The organism is Streptomyces sp. S.PNR 29, from assembly GCF_030386795.1.
Lineage (GTDB): Bacteria > Actinomycetota > Actinomycetes > Streptomycetales > Streptomycetaceae > Streptomyces.
On record NZ_JANUQM010000007.1, the window covers coordinates 1 to 14,842 of the forward strand.

15 protein-coding genes and 1 pseudogene are annotated in these 14,842 nt (G+C 71.3%); 11 read left to right on the forward strand and 5 right to left on the reverse strand.

Annotated elements, in window-relative coordinates; all coding sequences use genetic code 11:
- Window positions 1–729, reverse strand: a 729-nt coding sequence (locus NW895_RS19625; RefSeq protein ID WP_289937033.1) for an NAD(P)-binding protein, incomplete at its 3' end; no start/stop codon positions are given.
- A 193-nt stretch (window positions 730–922) separates the two neighbouring features.
- Between NW895_RS19625 and NW895_RS19630 the strand changes: the two genes are divergently transcribed.
- From NW895_RS19630 to NW895_RS19650, 5 genes are all read left to right on the forward strand, one after another.
- Window positions 923–1,840: a LysR family transcriptional regulator gene (locus tag NW895_RS19630; protein WP_289937034.1), complete on the forward strand. Its 918-nt coding sequence runs from the start codon at window positions 923–925 to the stop codon at window positions 1,838–1,840.
- 608 nt (window positions 1,841–2,448) lie between these two features.
- A complete protein-coding gene (locus tag NW895_RS19635; protein ID WP_289937035.1) occupies window positions 2,449–3,381 on the forward strand; it encodes an ABC transporter ATP-binding protein in 933 nt (310 codons plus the stop codon).
- The gene (locus NW895_RS19640; RefSeq protein ID WP_289937036.1) at window positions 3,381–4,229 is read left to right on the forward strand and encodes an ABC transporter permease; all 849 of its coding nucleotides are present in this window, start codon (window positions 3,381–3,383) and stop codon (window positions 4,227–4,229) included. The genes NW895_RS19635 and NW895_RS19640 overlap by 1 nt, the downstream gene beginning before the upstream one ends.
- Before the next feature lie 136 nt (window positions 4,230–4,365).
- Window positions 4,366–5,670, forward strand: coding sequence for a histidine kinase (locus NW895_RS19645; protein ID WP_289937037.1), 1,305 nt, complete (start codon window positions 4,366–4,368; stop codon window positions 5,668–5,670).
- Window positions 5,667–6,338 (forward strand): response regulator transcription factor, encoded by a 672-nt coding sequence (locus tag NW895_RS19650; RefSeq protein ID WP_289937038.1) that lies wholly within the window; start codon window positions 5,667–5,669, stop codon window positions 6,336–6,338. Before NW895_RS19645 ends, NW895_RS19650 begins: the two co-directional genes overlap by 4 nt.
- A gap of 304 nt (window positions 6,339–6,642) precedes the next feature.
- On the opposite strand, the gene NW895_RS19655 is transcribed toward NW895_RS19650, so the two are convergent.
- Window positions 6,643–7,347: a TetR/AcrR family transcriptional regulator gene (locus tag NW895_RS19655; protein WP_289937039.1), complete on the reverse strand. Its 705-nt coding sequence runs from the start codon at window positions 7,345–7,347 to the stop codon at window positions 6,643–6,645.
- A gap of 82 nt (window positions 7,348–7,429) precedes the next feature.
- Here NW895_RS19655 and NW895_RS19660 point away from each other — a divergent pair, with 82 nt between their 5' ends.
- Together NW895_RS19660 and NW895_RS19665 are read left to right on the forward strand one after the other, a co-directional pair.
- Entirely contained in the window at window positions 7,430–8,602 is a 1,173-nt protein-coding gene (locus NW895_RS19660) for an FAD-dependent monooxygenase (protein WP_289937040.1), read from the forward strand.
- A gap of 27 nt (window positions 8,603–8,629) precedes the next feature.
- The gene (locus NW895_RS19665) at window positions 8,630–9,013 is read left to right on the forward strand and encodes a nuclear transport factor 2 family protein (protein ID WP_289937041.1); all 384 of its coding nucleotides are present in this window, start codon (window positions 8,630–8,632) and stop codon (window positions 9,011–9,013) included.
- A gap of 607 nt (window positions 9,014–9,620) precedes the next feature.
- Here NW895_RS19665 and NW895_RS19670 read toward each other — a convergent pair.
- Window positions 9,621–9,991 (reverse strand): annotated as a pseudogene (locus NW895_RS19670) (IS3 family transposase); the annotation flags it as partial.
- On the opposite strand from NW895_RS19670, the gene NW895_RS19675 reads away from it, so the two are divergent.
- Together NW895_RS19675 and NW895_RS19680 are read left to right on the forward strand one after the other, a co-directional pair.
- Window positions 9,984–10,319, forward strand: a complete 336-nt coding sequence (locus NW895_RS19675; RefSeq protein WP_289937406.1) for a hypothetical protein — start codon at window positions 9,984–9,986, stop codon at window positions 10,317–10,319. The pseudogene NW895_RS19670 and the gene NW895_RS19675 sit on opposite strands and share 8 nt — an antisense overlap.
- Before the next feature lie 800 nt (window positions 10,320–11,119).
- The gene (locus NW895_RS19680; protein ID WP_289937042.1) at window positions 11,120–11,542 is read left to right on the forward strand and encodes a helix-turn-helix transcriptional regulator; all 423 of its coding nucleotides are present in this window, start codon (window positions 11,120–11,122) and stop codon (window positions 11,540–11,542) included.
- A 54-nt stretch (window positions 11,543–11,596) separates the two neighbouring features.
- Here the strand turns inward: NW895_RS19680 and NW895_RS19685 are convergent, their stop codons facing one another.
- Entirely contained in the window at window positions 11,597–12,136 is a 540-nt protein-coding gene (locus NW895_RS19685) for a peptidoglycan-binding protein (protein WP_289937043.1), read from the reverse strand.
- Window positions 12,137–12,507: 371 nt separating this feature from the next.
- Here NW895_RS19685 and NW895_RS19690 point away from each other — a divergent pair, with 371 nt between their 5' ends.
- Together NW895_RS19690 and NW895_RS19695 are read left to right on the forward strand one after the other, a co-directional pair.
- The gene (locus NW895_RS19690) at window positions 12,508–13,524 is read left to right on the forward strand and encodes a DUF5954 family protein (RefSeq protein ID WP_289937044.1); all 1,017 of its coding nucleotides are present in this window, start codon (window positions 12,508–12,510) and stop codon (window positions 13,522–13,524) included.
- A 230-nt stretch (window positions 13,525–13,754) separates the two neighbouring features.
- On the forward strand, window positions 13,755–14,153 hold the full coding sequence (locus NW895_RS19695; RefSeq protein ID WP_289937045.1) for a VOC family protein: 399 nt from the start codon (window positions 13,755–13,757) through the stop codon (window positions 14,151–14,153).
- Here NW895_RS19695 and NW895_RS19700 read toward each other — a convergent pair.
- Window positions 14,139–14,822, reverse strand: coding sequence for a helix-turn-helix transcriptional regulator (locus NW895_RS19700; RefSeq protein ID WP_289937046.1), 684 nt, complete (start codon window positions 14,820–14,822; stop codon window positions 14,139–14,141). The two genes, NW895_RS19695 and NW895_RS19700, sit on opposite strands and share 15 nt — an antisense overlap.
- Between the last annotated feature and the right edge of the window lie 20 nt (window positions 14,823–14,842).

Sequence of the window (14,842 nt, forward strand, 5' to 3'; positions counted from 1 at the left end):
ATCGACGGGGGCGCCGGGCGCCAGTTCGGCCACCGCCTCGGCGACCGGCCTGCGCGGCCGGTACACGCCGTACGCGAACATCGCGCCGTTCGGTCCCGCGGCGACGGCGAAGCCGTCGAACAGTGCCTCGGGCAGGCTCGCCGCCAGGTCGTCGGTCAGCGGTGCGGTGGAGTACAGGCCGCGCGTTCCGGTGTCCACGACCGCGACGTCGGGCAGCAGCTGCCTGCGTACGACGGAGTTGATGCCGTCGGCGCCCACCAGTACGTCCCCGGTTTCGCTCGTGCCGTCGTCGAGCAGCACCCGGACCTTCTCGCCGTCCGTCTCGAAGCCGGTGACGGTGCTGTCGTAGCGGACGATGTCCTCCAGGCCCAGGCCCATGATCTGGCGCAGCGTGCGCCTGTTGACCGCTGTGTGGGGCCGCCGCGGGTCGTTGGGCGGGCCGATGTGGGGGCGGGCGCCGAGTTCGCGGGCCTGGTGGTCGAGCATGACCATGACCTCACGGCGCGGCGTCTCGCGCGAGGTCTGCATGTACAGCTCGAAGAGGTTGTCCGGCAGGCACTGCTGGAGAGCGCGGCCACCCGCGCCGTTCATGTGCAGGCGATAGCCGGCCCGCCCGATGCCCGGCGCGCTCTCGAAGAGGGTGCAGCTGATGCCCGCGCGGCGAAGTCCCTGCGCGAGACAGAGCCCTCCGATGCCTCCGCCGGCGATCAGGACATGGAACGACGGCATTGTCGCCTCCTTGATGGGTTCGGAGCACCTGCATCGATCGGTGCAGGCCCGAGCATGCGAACGTCTGAGGTGGTGGCGGTTCGTCTGACACGAGGTCCCGCGGAGCCTTGTCACCACTGTCGCGTCCGCCCCTGGGATCAGGGAAGCCGAAATCCCTTATGCTTGGCATAGACAGAGCTGATGATCATTAGTGGTGGGTGCTGTGACTCTGGACCTCAACCTGCTGCCGCCGCTGGGCGCGCTCCTCCAGGAGCGCAGTGTGACGCGGGCCGCACAACGGCTCGGTCTGAGCCAGCCCTCGCTGAGCGCGGCCCTGGCCCGGCTGCGCCGGCACTACGGCGACGAACTCCTCGTCAGGGTGGGCAACAGCTACGAGCTGACCCCCCTGGCGGAACGACTGGTGGAACACACCGAGCAGGCCCTTGGCTGGGCGGACCGGGTCCTCCAGACGCGCCCCGACTTCGATCCCGCGCAGGCCCGGCACGAGTTCACCGTGATCATGGCCGACTGCCAACTGCCCACGTTCGGGCGGGCCTTGGCCGACCTGGTCCGCACTGCCGCGCCGAACGTGCGGCTGCGGTTCCAGCACAGCACCGAACGGGTCGTGCAGCAGGCGCTGGACAACCTGCGCACGGTGGACGCCCTCGTCCTGCCCCAGGGCATCCTGTCGAACATCCCCACCTTCGACCTGTACAAGGACCGTTGGGTGTGCGTGGTGTCCGCCGACGGCGCCCCGGCAGTCCTCGGGCGGGAGGAACTGGCGGAGCGCCCTTGGGTGTTGCCCTACCGTCACCCGTCGCCGGTCTTCTCCCCCTTGAACCGCCTGCACTCCGAGGGCATCGAACCGCACGCGGAGATCGTCACGGAGAACTTCCTGGCCATTCCCCACTTGGTCGCGGGGACCGACCGGATCGGCCTGATGCCCGAACGGGTAGCGGTCCCCACCCTCTCCGGACAACCGATCACCGTCGTGCAACCCGCCTTCGAGATCGGTCACTTGGTGGAGTCCCTGTGGTGGCATCCCCTCCATGAGCGGGAACCGGCCCACATATGGCTGCGCCGCATGGCCGCCCAGGCCGGCCAGACAGTCGGGAACGGCCCTATGGTTTAAATCTGTAACATCATGCTGGCCTCCGGATGTCCAAATTTGGACCCTCGGACACCGGTGCACGGCCCGACCGCGGACGCGGTCGGGCCGTCATGCGGTCGCGAATGATCAGGAGCCCGTTCCCAGAGCGCAGCAGGCTGTTGGTGATACGTGGCTGGGACCTTCCGGCGGAGGGCTGGATGGCAGTGCCGACATGCGGAGGCGTTGGAGGGAGTGGTAGGGGCGGGCGACAGCCTGGCGCCTGCGCCGCGACCAGTGCACTGCGTGGAGACGAAGCAGTTGGCCAGGCCGGCGCTGGAGCGAGTTGCCGCGTCCTTCTTCGCCGCCGCTTGGCCGGACCACGAGAAAGGCGTGTGCGAGCACACCCAGGGAGATGTGCCGTATTCAGCGGACGTAGCGGCGCATGTCGTCACCGCTCGGAAACGGCCAGGAGCGGGCCCTGTTCAGCGGGCTGGTCAGGCCAGGGGAGGATGTCGCCCCAGTGGTACCGAGGTACCACTGCGATGCCGAAGTGTCCCCCCTGGTCCCAGGGACGCGATCTGTTCCGTTCCTAGCTTTGAGGCACGCGCTCCGGATTGGCCGGAGCGGCGGGAGTGGATCGGGATCAACCCATGATTGAAGTACGAGAGTTGACCAAACGTTATGGGGACAAGACCGCGGTGGACCGGCTGAGCTTCAGCGTGAAGCCAGGCCAGGTCACCGGTTTCCTCGGTCCCAACGGAGCCGGCAAGTCCACCACGATGCGCGTGATCATCGGCCTGGACGCGCCCACCAGCGGCTCGGCGACGGTGAACGGCCGACGCTACGACCGGCACGCCGCGCCGCTGCAGGAGATCGGTTCGCTGCTGGAGGCACGCTCGGTCCACCCGGGCCGCACCGCCTTCGCCCACCTGATGGCCCTCGCCCGTACCCACGGGATACCGCGCCGCCGCGTCGACGAGGTCATCGAACTGGCCGGGCTGCACAGTGTGGCTCACAAGCGGGCCGGGGCTTTCTCCCTGGGCATGGGCCAGCGGCTCGGCATCGCGGCGGCGCTGCTCGGCGACCCGGAGATCATCATGCTCGACGAGCCGGTCAACGGCTTGGACCCGGAGGGCGTGCTGTGGGTGCGCGAGTTGCTGTCGGGGCTGGCCGCCGAGGGACGGACAGTGATGCTGTCCTCGCATCTGATGAGTGAGACGGCGCTGATCGCCGATCACCTGGTCGTCGTCGGCCGGGGCCGGCTGCTGGCGGACACCACGGTCGACGGACTGATCCAGGAGGCCGGAGGCAGGGGCGTGAGGGTCGCCACCACCGAGCCGGAACAGCTGCGCTCGCTGCTGTCGGGACCGGGCGTCACCATCACGTCCTCGGCCGCGGAGGAACTGGTCGTCCTGGGCGTGGACGCGCGCGGCATCGGCGCGATCGCCGCGCAACACGGGATTCCGCTGTACGAGCTCACCCCGCAGACCGTCTCCCTGGAGGAGGCGTTCATGGACATCACCAGTGACGCGGTGGAGTACCACAGCGTCCCCGCCGACACCGCCGACCGGAGGGCCGCCTGATGACCATCACCATCACGCCGGACACCGCGGACGCCGCACCTGCCCGCCCCGACCGGCCCGCCTACCGGGTCACCGCGCTCGGGGTGCTTCGCTCGGAGTGGGGCAAGTTCTGGTCGCTGCGGTCCAGTTGGATCACCCTGGGCGTGTCCCTGTTCCTGCTGACCGCCATCGGTACGATCGCCGCCGCCACATACAGCCCGGGCAGCGACGGCGGCGGTCCGCCCGGACCGTCCTCCGGCCCCGAGGACGCCGTCAGCGTGGCCCTGACGGGCCTGACGTTCGCCTCACTGGCCGTTGGCGTCCTCGGGGTCCTGATGTCAGCCGGTGAGTACAGTACGGGCATGATCCGCTCCACGCTGGCGGCGGTGCCCAGGCGGCTGCCGGTGCTGTGGTCGAAGAGCGTCGTCACCGGCGTACTCGTCGTGCCCGTGGCCGTCATCGGCGCGCTGGCGGCGTTCGGGCTGGGTGTTCCGTCCCTGGACGGCCAGGGCATCTCCCTGTCCCTCGGGGACGACGGGGTGCTGCGCTCCCTGATCGGAGCGGGCCTCTATCTGGGACTGGTGGGCGTGTGGGGTGTGGCCCTGGGCTCGCTGTTGCGCTCCACCGCCAGCGGCATCACCGTCCTGGTGAGCAGCCTGCTGATCCTGCCGGGCCTGACCTCGCTGCTGCCCGCGTCCTGGAAGGACGACATCACACCGTATCTGCCCAGCAACGCCGGCCAAGCGGTGACGCACCTGCACCAGGCCAGCGACTCGCTCGGCCCCTGGGCGGGCCTGGCGGTGTTCTCCGGATGGGTGGCGCTGACACTGGCCGGGGCGGCGTACCGGCTTGTCCGTACGGACGTCTGACCGGCTGGGGGAGGGCATGCCTGTAACGGGTACGGCAGGAGGGGCGAAGGCCGCCGGCGCGGGCCGCCGCCCCTGCTCCGGCCGGCCGGCCCTCGCGCCGCCCCCCGGCTTGGAGGCGGCCTGGTCGCATCCGCTCATGGGGCGTCTGCTGCGCGCGCAGCGGCACCTGACATGGAGCAGCCGTCGGCATCCGGGGCTGTTCGACTCGGCGATCGTGCTGGTGGTCGCCGCTGTGACAGCGTTCCAGACCTACTCCCCGGGCGAGCACGGCCCGTTCGGCGAGATCCGGACTCTCGCCGACCTGCCGTTGGGCCTACAGACGGCCTTGTCCGCCGTGCTCGTCGTTCCGCTGTGGTGGCGGCGCAGGGCGCCGACCGCCGTCTTCACGGTGATCGCGGTGTGCGCCCCGGCCTCCATGGCGCTCGGCCTGCTGCTGCCGACGGGCGGGTGTCTGCTCATCGCCCTGTTCAACCTGGCACTGAACGGCCCCCTGCGGCGGCTGGGCTGGGCGGCCGCCGCGACGGCCGTCGAGCTGAACGCGGCGGTGTGGTTCCTCGCACCCGCCGACCGCCTGTGGCAGGGCCTGCTGACGGTGGCGAGCCAGGAGATCGCCGCGATCGCCGTGGGCCTGGCCCTGCGCACCCGGCGGGTGTACCTCGCGGCGCTGGAGGACCGGGCGGCCCGACTGGAGATCGAGCGTGAGCAGCGCGAGAGGCTGACCGCCGCCGCCGAACGCTCCCGCGTGGCCCGTGAGATGCACGACATCGTCGGCCACAACCTGTCCGTCATGGTGGGACTCGCGGACGGCGCCGCCATCCTCGCCTCCAGCACGGGCGAGCGGTCCGAAGAGGCCCTGCGCATCATCGGGGACACCGGACGGCAGGCGATGAGCGAACTGCGGCGCGTCCTGGGTGTCCTGGGCGACGCAGCCGACGACCAGGCCGAGCGGCTCAGCCCGCAGCCCGGTGTCCGCGATCTGGATCCGCTGCTGGCCCGGGTCCGTGCGGCCGGTGTGCATGTCACCTGCCGGACGTCCGGAGACATCGACGCCCTCGGCGGCGGGGTGCAACTGACCGTCTACCGCGTCGTCCAGGAAGCCCTGACCAACACCCTCAAGCACGCCGGCACCGGCTCAGCCGCACACGTCACCGTCACCGCCGGGCACGGAGACATCCGGATCAGCGTCTCCGACACCGGGCCGCCCCCCGGCGCCCGAACATCGGCGCGGCCCCTGGCAGAGGCTGACGGTCCGGGACACGGACTGGTGGGTATCCGGCAGCGGGCCGCCATGTACGGCGGCACCGTCACCGCGGGGCCACGTGACGACCGGCCCGGCTGGACCGTGGACGTGACACTCACCGATCCGCCGGCGACCACCCCGCCCCCCGCACAAGCCCCCGCCCCAGGAGACCCGCAGCCCCAGGGAGAGCAGACCCCATGACCACCGTGCTGATCGCCGACGACCAGCCTCTGCAACGCCTCGGCTTCCGCATGCTGCTCCAGGGCACCCCGGACATGGAGTGCGTGGGCGAGGCCGGACACGGAGCCGAAGCCGTCCGCATCGCCGCCGACCTGCGCCCGGACGTCGTCCTCATGGACGTCCGCATGCCCGGCATGGACGGCATCGAGGCCACCCGGCGGATCGTCGCCGCCGGCGGCCGTACCCGCGTGCTGATCCTCACCACCTTCGACCTGGACGAGTACGCCTACGAGGGGCTGCGCGCCGGAGCCAGCGGCTTCCTGCTCAAGGACGCCCGCCCCGAGGAAGTCGTCGCCGGGATCCATGCGGTGGCGACAGGCGACGCGGTCGTCGCTCCGAGACTGACCAGACGCCTGCTGGACGCCCACGCCCACCGGGTGCTCTCTCCCGTCTCCCCCGCAGAGCCGCACACCGATCCCAGGCTGCGGACGCTGAGCGAGCGCGAGCACGAGGTCCTGGTGGCGATCGGCAAAGGCTGGACCAACGCGGAGATAGCCGAGCGGCTGGTCCTCACGGAATCCACCGTCAAGAAGCACGTCGGCCGGGTCCTCGCGAAGATCGGTGCGCGCGACCGCATCCAGGCCGTGATCATGGCCTACGATGCCGGGTTGGTCAGGCCCCGCTCCTGAGCCGCCGCAACGGCTCGCAAGGGGTTCGGCGGCCACCGCCGCTGTCACGAGATGGTGCAAGGCATAGCCGCAACACCGATCGGGTGGCTGTGACGTTGTCCAGCGGCCGCCCAGTTGATGGGGCTCGCGGGTGGGCGGCAGCTGATCGATGCCGTCGAGGGCGGCAACGGCAGGACTGTTCGAGTTGCCGGGCGCCGCCGTCGTCGTTGCACGCGGCACGGTGTCGGGTGGCCGTCGGCCCGCCCCGCGGTGATCACCGGCGCCCGGGGAACAGCGGAGCTGCGGCCGGCACGGAGGGCCGCCGTCAGGTCATGAGCGTGTCCCGGGCCGCACCCAGGGCGGCGAGCACGTCCTGGGCCGCCTCACGGAGTACGGCCTCGTCCGGCGTGACGGAGGTTTCCAGGGCTGCTTTGATCGTGTGGCCGAGCAGGTCCGCCCGATGGTCCGGGCGGACGTCCTCGCCCGGGACGGCGAGGCCCCCCGTGATGAATCCGGTCAGCACCGCGTCGATCGTGTAGATCTGGTCCGCCGCCGGGGTCGTGACGGCCATCAGCCCGTGCGCGCGCCATACCTCGACGAGGCGGGCGAGCAGGGTGTGGAAGCCGAGTTCCTGGATGACGGGACGGCCGGCCGGGGTGACGGCGAGCGCGCCGAGGACGTCGCTGTCACCGGCGTGGATGGCCCGCGTGACGGGGTTGCGGGTCTGCTGCACGAACACCTCCCGTACCACCTTGCTGGGCAGGGCGGCAGCGGAGTTTTCTCTGATCTCGGCAGCGAGGACGCCGAGCGCCTCGCGGAGTTCACGCCGCAGTAGTTCGGCGAACAGCATCTGTTTCGTCTTCCAGTGGAGGTAGACGGTGCCCTTCCCGATACGGGCGCGGCGCGCGATCTCATCCACGGTGACCCGCTTGTAGCCCCATGCCAACAGCAGTTCGCGCGCGGCGGCCAGGATGCGCTCGGCGCGTGCGTGGTCGGCCTGCGGGGCAGCGGCCGAGCGGTCCAAGGTCATGAGCACAGCATCCCACCCCCTTTACTGGATGACCAAATTTCGAATCTGGTCATCCAGTACGGATCAAGGGTATGGTCGAGGCATGACCTCTTCGTCACTCCCCCCGCAGGGCGCCCGTCGCGCCCTCATCGTCGGATCCGGCATCTCCGGGCTGGCCGCGGCGCTGAGCCTGCACCGGGCCGGCTGGCAGCCCCTGATCGTCGAGCGGGCCCCCGAGCGCCGCACCGGCGGCTACTTCGTCCGCTTCAACGGCCCCGGCTACACCGCCGCCGAACGCCTGGGCATCCTGGACTCGCTCCCGGACCGCCGCGACCCCGACGGGCGTATGTTCGAAGTCGATGCCCGTGGCCGTCTCACACCGGGCCTGACCTTTCCCGAACAGGTCAACGGCACCCCGATGCGGATGCTGCTGCGCAGCGACCTGGAGCGTGTCCTGTACGAGGCCGTGAAGGACCTGGTGGAGATCCGCTACGGCACCGGGCCCGCGACCATCACCCAGGACCGCGACCAGGTGACGGTGACCCTCACCGACGGGTCCGTGGAGAGCGCGGACCTGCTCATCGGGGCCGACGGCATCCACTCCACCGTCCGTTCACTGGTCTTCGGCCCCGAGGACCTCTACCGCAAGGACTTCGACCACGTCGTGGCCGCCTGCCTCATGGACGGCCCGCTGTCCGGTCTGCAAGAGGGCGACAGCGCGGTCGCCACCGCCCCCGGGCGCTCCGCCTGGATCAACAGCTATCGCGACCACCCCCCGGTCGCCTTCCTGCTCTACCGCACCGACTGGCCCGCCGCCGAGATCCGCAAGAAGCCCTCGGTCGCCCTGCGCGAGGCCTTCGCCGGCTTCGGTGGGGACCTCGTGCCCGCCATGCTCGAGGCGATGGACCGCTCCGAATCCGTCCTGTTCGACCAGGTCAGCCAGATTCACATGAGCCGCTGGAGCCAGGGCCGGGTGGTCCTGCTCGGTGACTCCGCCTGGTGCATGACCCTGCACTCCGGCCAGGGTTCCGGCATGGGCATCGCCGGCGGCGAACTGCTGGCCCGGCTGCTCACCGAACACGGCGACCTGCCCACCGCCCTGGGCAGCTGGGAACAGCAAATGCGCCCGCATGTCACCCGCCACCAGAAGGAAGCCCTGCGGATGCGGCACTTCTTCATGCCCGCCAACCGCTTCGGCCGCGTCGCTCGCAGCACCCTGATCCGCGCGATCTCCACCCCGGCCGGCGCCAGGCTCGGCAAAGCCCTGATGGGCTGACCCACCACACGAGAAGGAGGACATGCGATGACCCAGACGACCGAGACGGTGGCCGACCGCTACATCACGCTTGTGGACCGCGCCGTGCACGAACCGCAGGCACTGCAGGAACTGGGATCGGTGTTCGCGCCCGGGGCCACCGTGCAGTTCGGCGACCTCCCGCCGGTGACCGGCCTGGCCGACATCACGGAGTTCTACCGGAACTTCTACTCCGAGATGGCCGACAGCAAGCACGTGTGGACCACCACGGCGCTCGGCGACGGGACACTCGAAGTCCGCTTCATAGCGTCCTGGCGCACCACCGACGGGCACCTCGCGTCCCAGGGCGCCGTCGAGCACGTGACCGTCGACGCGAACGGGCTGATCACGCAGCTGCGTGTCCTCGGTCCCGAGACACAGAAGGCGGGATGAGCGCGTTCCACCCCACCCTGACCAGCGCGCCGCCGACGACCTCGCCGCGACCGCTCCCGGCAAGAGCGACTCCTGGTGGATCGCCTCCAGGCTGCTCGACGAGGACGACAACGTCGTCTGGGCGAAGATCCACGTGATGGACTCGGACGGAACCTGTCACAGCACGTCGCGCTGCCGCGGGAAGCGGACGGCCACACCAGCAGACACCGTCGGGACACGGAGGCCAGGGTCCATATCGCGAGCTGGATCACCGACTTCCACCACATCCGTCGGCTACACCGCGTGTGCGGACCACGAACTCGGGTTTCTGCCGGGCATGCGGATCGCCGCACCATCCAGAACGGTCTTCACCGCAAGTACTGGGTTCACAAGCTCCACGAGTTCCCTGGTGGCGACCCCACTCCCTACTCCCCCTCATGCAACGGCTCCGCCCCGGGAGCGCAGGCCGGGGCGCAGGCGTCGGACGAGGGTCTTCCCCTCCCGCCCGACCACGGCCGCACGCGGCGCGGCGGGTTCGGGCGGGGAGGAGGGAAGGGCGCCCGCCGGGTCATGGCCTTGCGCGGCCCCGGGCCGACATGGTGCGGGCGGGCAGTTCGGACACTGGGGCCCCCGGCATCACCCGTGCGAGATCGCGGCGTATGCGAGATACAGGAACTCGCCGTCGCCCACCGGCAGGTAGGTGATGTCGCCAACGTACTTGGTGTTCGGCGCACTCGCGGTGAAGTCGCGCCGGAACAGGTCCGGCACCGGTGTGGCGGACGGCTCGGGCACCGTGGTGACCTGGCGCTTGCGCAGCCGCAGCCCGGCGATACCGAACTTCCGCATCACCCGCCCGACGCGCTTGTGGTTCACATACTCGACCTCCTCGCGCAGTTCGGCGGTGATCCGGGGGCGGCCGTAGGTGCCGTCCCACTCGGCGTGCACGGCCCGGATCCGCTCGGCAAGCGCCGCGTCGGCCCGCTCGCGCGCGGTGCGGGCTGCGCGGCCGGCCCGCCATTCCGAGCGCCCACACCAGTTCCGCCTGCTAGCCGAGCCGCCGGACGAACCCGCGGCCCTGGAACGGGTCGCCGCCCTTGTCGACGAGCAGAACGCCAAACTCGCCGCCGCCCTGGCCGACGGGGTGTCCGACGGCTCGCTCGCCTCCGACCTCGATCCCGTCACCACCGCCACCGCGTTGTGGGCTGCCATGAACGGCGTTCTCGGCCTCTCCTGGCGCGCGGACCGACTCCGCGCTGACGCCTCCCATTTGACGGAACTCGTCGCAGCTGTGGAAAGGGTGGTTCTCCGCGGACTGCTCGCCCGCTGAAGTCCGCCCGGGGCCGTGCCACCATACGGGGGCACGGCCTGGCTCCGGCCGGCACCACCGTACGGGCGATCGCCGGAATACTGCCCGACGGCGAGAAGTTCCTGGCCGACCTGGAAGGGCGGTTCACCACGCTGACCGCCGGTACTGGAGTCTCCTGAGCTCGAGTGACCGGTTATCCCGTCTGTGCGGAGTCTGACGTCTGTCCCATCGGCTCGCCGGTACGTCCGGCCGCCGTGGCCGATTGAGCACGACCATGCCCAGCGCCGGCGGCGGAAGCAGCGGCTCGAGCAGGGCCCATTCCTCGTCGAAGGTGTCGGAGGGGTAGCAGCGGCGCCGTGCCAACGTTTCCTCCCCGAAGACGGGGCGGGTCCGGCCGCCTGGCGGCCGGTCCCGCCGGTCAGGCTTCGATGTAGTCGGCGATCACAGAGACTCGCCCCGCAGGCCGGGCACTTCGCCCGGCCCTCGTCACTGAGTTCCGCCACTACCCGCTTACGCAGCCGGCGGGCCCGACGCCACTGCCTGGAACGACATGCCGTCGAACAGTGAACGGCGCTGGGTCGCGCGTCCGGCCGCAGCCGTTCGCCGCAGCCGCCGCACACCCGCTCCTCGGCCCGCTCCGCGTCCTCGGACACCACGCCAGCGCAGAGCCCGCGGCTGCCCACCAAGCGGTTTGGGAACAGGCACTCACATGTGCGCATTTACGAAGCAAGGGAACTGGTCGGGAAGACCCGGCGTCGAACGTTGCGGCGGGGAGGGGCCGTGGCCGGGGCGGGGCTGCGGCGAGCGCTTGGGGGGCGACGATGACACGCTGGCGACCTCTGCCGGACGCGCTGCCGAGGGAGGCGCGGCACCTGGTCGAACAACTGCGGGGCCTGAAGGATCGTACGGGCCTGAGCCTCGCCGAACTGGCCCGGCGGACCGCGTACAGCAAGTCGTCCTGGCAGCGGTATCTCAGCGGGGCCAAACAGCCGCCGAGGGGGGCGGTGCAGGCGCTGTGCCGGGTGGCGGGGACGGACCAGGCGCGGCTGGTGGCGCTCTGGGACCTGGCCGACCAGACGTGGCCGCGCGGTGCGGTGGTGCCCGCCGGGCCGCCGGAGGCGACGCGGGTGCCGAGCGGCGCGGAGTACCGGCGCTGGCGGACGGCGGCGCTGGTCGCGTTCGCCGTCATCGTGCTGCTGGTGGTGGCCGGGCTGTTGTGGACACTGCCCGCAGGGAGCGGGTGACCGCCAGGAGCGGGTGGCCGCGGGGCCACCCGCTCCCGCCGGTACGCGGTGCGCTCAGCCGCGCGAGTCGTAGTGAGCACTCTTCCAGGGCCCGTTGCCCTTGAGCTTCACCTGGTACTTCTTGCTGACCCGCTTGAAGGTCGCGATGTGCGCGATGCCCGCGTACTGGACGCTGTTGGCCGAGAACGGGCCGCGGAGCCGGAACTGAGCCCGCTCCCAGGTCTCGTCGGTGACGACGCCGTCGGTCTCCGCAAGGCCGCGCTGCTCCTGCCACCACTGGGTGGCCGACTCGGTCTCCGCGCCGAAGGTGCCGTCGATCTGGTTCTTCTTGAAGGGGTGCCGGTCGCCGTCCTCGTCCTCCCACTGGGCTCCGTCCGCCCACAGGACGGTCTGCCACAGGGCCGTGGCGTTGCTCTCGGTGTAGTTCTCGATGCCGAGGTCCTCTTCCTCTCCCCAGTCGTCGAAGACGGGACCGCTGCCGTCGATGCCGTGGTACGCCGCGGCGTTCGCGGCCGGCGCCAGGGCGATCCCGGTGCTCCCGGCCGCCAGCAACGCGGCCGTCACCATCGCGACGGCCCGCTTGCGCATGCTCATGAAGTCTTCCTCTCCCCGAACCGCCGACACCCGTGGGTTCCCCCTGGGGCGGCTCGTTTCGCTTGGCATGGCAAAGAGTCACGGCCAGGGGGTGGGCACGGCGAGGCCTGCCGGAGTACGTGGACCGGCACGGGACGGTCCACGCCCGGTCCGGCGGCGTCCCCGCCGACGGCGGGTCGTACGGGGACCTCGTGGGACGGGCTGGGACGGGACGGGAACGGTTTCGGCCAATGCCCTCGGCCGGGCCCCGCACGCACCGCCCCTCGCGGGTCGGTGCGGAAGTCGTACCACTTTCCTGAAGTTGCCCAACGACCCCACTTGTTGAGCCGTTCCGGCTGCCCCGCACCGCCGCGCCCGGCAACAATACGCGCATGACCGATGACTGGCAGCAACAGATCGACGCGCTCCACGAGGAGTTGATCCGCCGGGACGACCCCGCCGCCTGGGTGCGGGAGGCCGACGCGGTGGACGCCTCCCGGCGCTATCCCCGTATCGCGATGCGCGGGCCGGTCTTCGGGGTCGCCGCGCTGGATCCGGCGGCGGGCCCCGAGTGGCGGCTGCTGAAGCCGGTGGTGGACGGCATGCCGCAGATGGCCCGGGACGGGCTGAACTCGCATCTGTGGTTCACCGCGAAGGACGGCACCGACGATCCGGCCGTACGGCGTGAACTGCTGGCGGCCGTCGCGGTGCTGGAGCGGGAGCCGGTGGACGAGGTGGAGGCGTGCGGGGTTCGCTACCGGGTGGTGCGCGGGGACGAGTTCGCGCGGATGAACGACGACGGGCTGGAGCCGCCCCGGCCCACCGACCCGGAGCCGAGGCAGCGTTCGTGGGACAAGCGGACGAAGGACGCCCCGTCCCCCGACGTCGGCTTCGTCCTGGACCCGTCCCGCTCGGGCGGCCCGCTGGAGGGCGCGCTCAAGCTGGGGCTGCGTGACTTCGCCTACACGGGCACCCGTTTCCCCTCCGGCGTACGCGCGGACTCGCAGCGGGCGATCGCCAGTCACCCGGAGATCGTGCTGCTGCCGACCGGTTTCGGCGTGGTCGAGCGGGACGGGCACGGCTGGCAGACGTGTGGCACGCTCATGACCACACCGCACGACGCCCGGCGCATGCTCTACAACGGCCTGTCCGAGATCTGGGCGATGCTCTACGAGTACGACGACGCCAAGAAGGCCCGGTACGCGGAGGCGGCCGAGGAGTACAAGGCGCTCGGCCGTGCCGACGAGTTCCGCGTCGACGACCGGCTGTTCCGGATCTGCCGTACCGAACGCATGCTCCGCATGGGCCCCGACGGCCCGGAGCCGCCGCGCCCCTCGGACATCGACGAGTACGGGCCCATGAAGATCCACCCGACGATGGACGAGGACGGCACGATCACCTACGAGTGAGCCGGGTCAACCGTCCTCCCGGCCGGACTCACCCACGGCGCTGCCGACGGCGCGTCGGTCCGGCTGCCCCTTCGACCCGTCGGCAGAGCTGATCGACGCCCGCCGGCACGGCCCCATCAGCCGCTGCACCCACTGCCGGCACCCCCTGACGCCGGGCCGCCCGACCCCGCCACACGCTTCTGTCCGATTCCTTCAAGACCGGCCCGGCGGACCCTGCCTACGGTGGCCGCATGACCGCACGATTCAACGCCATCGGCCTCGTCGTCTCCGACATGGCCGCGTCCGTGACCTTCTACCGCCGCCTCGGGTTCGTCTTCCCGGAGGGCTCCGAGGGTGAGCCGCATGCCGAGGCCGAACTGCCGGGCGGGCTGCGGCTGTTGCTCGACACCGAGGAGACGGTCCGCTCGTTCCACGCCGGATGGCAGCCGCCCACCGGCGGGGGCCGGTCCTCGCTGGCCTTCCGGTGCGACGGCCCGCAGGAGGTGGACACGCTGTACGAGGAGCTGGTGGCCGCAGGCCACCACGGCGAGCTCAAGCCCTGGGACGCCTTCTGGGGGCAGCGGTACGCGGTGGTGGCCGACCCGGACGGCAACGGCGTCGACCTGTTCGCTCCCCTACCGGCCCAGTAGCGCGCGCACCGTCACGCCCGCCAGCTCCTTCACGTCCCGGGCCAGATGGGCCTGGTCCGCGAACCCGGCCCGGGCGGCCGTCTCCGCGAGGGGTACGCCGTCCCGGGCCAGCGCGAGGGCGCGCTGCATCCGCAGCACCCGGGCCAGCGTCTTGGGACCGTAACCGAAGGCGGCCAGCGAGCGGCGGTGCAGCTGACGGGCGCCGAGGCCGAGTTCGTCGGCGATCGCGGCGACCGGACGGCCCGCCCCCAGGGCCACGACGACCTGCCGGAGCAGCGGGTCGGGGGGCTCGGTGTCGGCCGCCCGGGCCAGCGCCACCTGCTCCAGCCCGCTCGCCGGGTCGGGGGCCGCGTCGACGCGGGCGGTGAGGCGCCGTACGACCGAGGCCGGCCACAGATCGGCGAGGGCGACCCGCCGGTCGCGCAGCTCGTGCGCGGGCACGCCGAGGAGGGCCGGGGCCGTCCCCGGACAGAACCGAACGCCCGCCCAGCTGCTGGGCCCACCCTCGGTGACGTACGCCCGTGTGTCCGGTCCCGCTACCAGCAGCCGGCCGTCGTTCCAGAGCAGATCCATGCAGCCGTCGGGCAGAATGCGCCCCGCACCGCCGCCGACCAGGGTGTTCGTCCACACCACCGCACCGGCGAGCCGGGACGCGCGCTCCGTATACACGTGGTCGAGGCTACGCCCTA

Bases quoted from the DNA above. Each gene is read 5' to 3' on its own strand.
- NW895_RS19690 (WP_289937044.1), top strand. From the start codon at position 12,508: ATGACCGATGACTGGCAGCAACAGATCGACGCGCTCCACGAGGAGTTG.
- NW895_RS19685 (WP_289937043.1), bottom strand. From the start codon at position 12,136: ATGAGCATGCGCAAGCGGGCCGTCGCGATGGTGACGGCCGCGTTGCTG.
- NW895_RS19640 (WP_289937036.1), top strand. From the start codon at position 3,381: ATGACCATCACCATCACGCCGGACACCGCGGACGCCGCACCTGCCCGC.
- NW895_RS19635 (WP_289937035.1), top strand. From the start codon at position 2,449: ATGATTGAAGTACGAGAGTTGACCAAACGTTATGGGGACAAGACCGCG.
- NW895_RS19650 (WP_289937038.1), top strand. From the start codon at position 5,667: ATGACCACCGTGCTGATCGCCGACGACCAGCCTCTGCAACGCCTCGGC.
- NW895_RS19665 (WP_289937041.1), top strand. From the start codon at position 8,630: ATGACCCAGACGACCGAGACGGTGGCCGACCGCTACATCACGCTTGTG.
- NW895_RS19695 (WP_289937045.1), top strand. From the start codon at position 13,755: ATGACCGCACGATTCAACGCCATCGGCCTCGTCGTCTCCGACATGGCC.
- NW895_RS19645 (WP_289937037.1), top strand. From the start codon at position 4,366: ATGGGGCGTCTGCTGCGCGCGCAGCGGCACCTGACATGGAGCAGCCGT.
- NW895_RS19680 (WP_289937042.1), top strand. From the start codon at position 11,120: ATGACACGCTGGCGACCTCTGCCGGACGCGCTGCCGAGGGAGGCGCGG.
- NW895_RS19660 (WP_289937040.1), top strand. From the start codon at position 7,430: ATGACCTCTTCGTCACTCCCCCCGCAGGGCGCCCGTCGCGCCCTCATC.
- NW895_RS19655 (WP_289937039.1), bottom strand. From the start codon at position 7,347: ATGACCTTGGACCGCTCGGCCGCTGCCCCGCAGGCCGACCACGCACGC.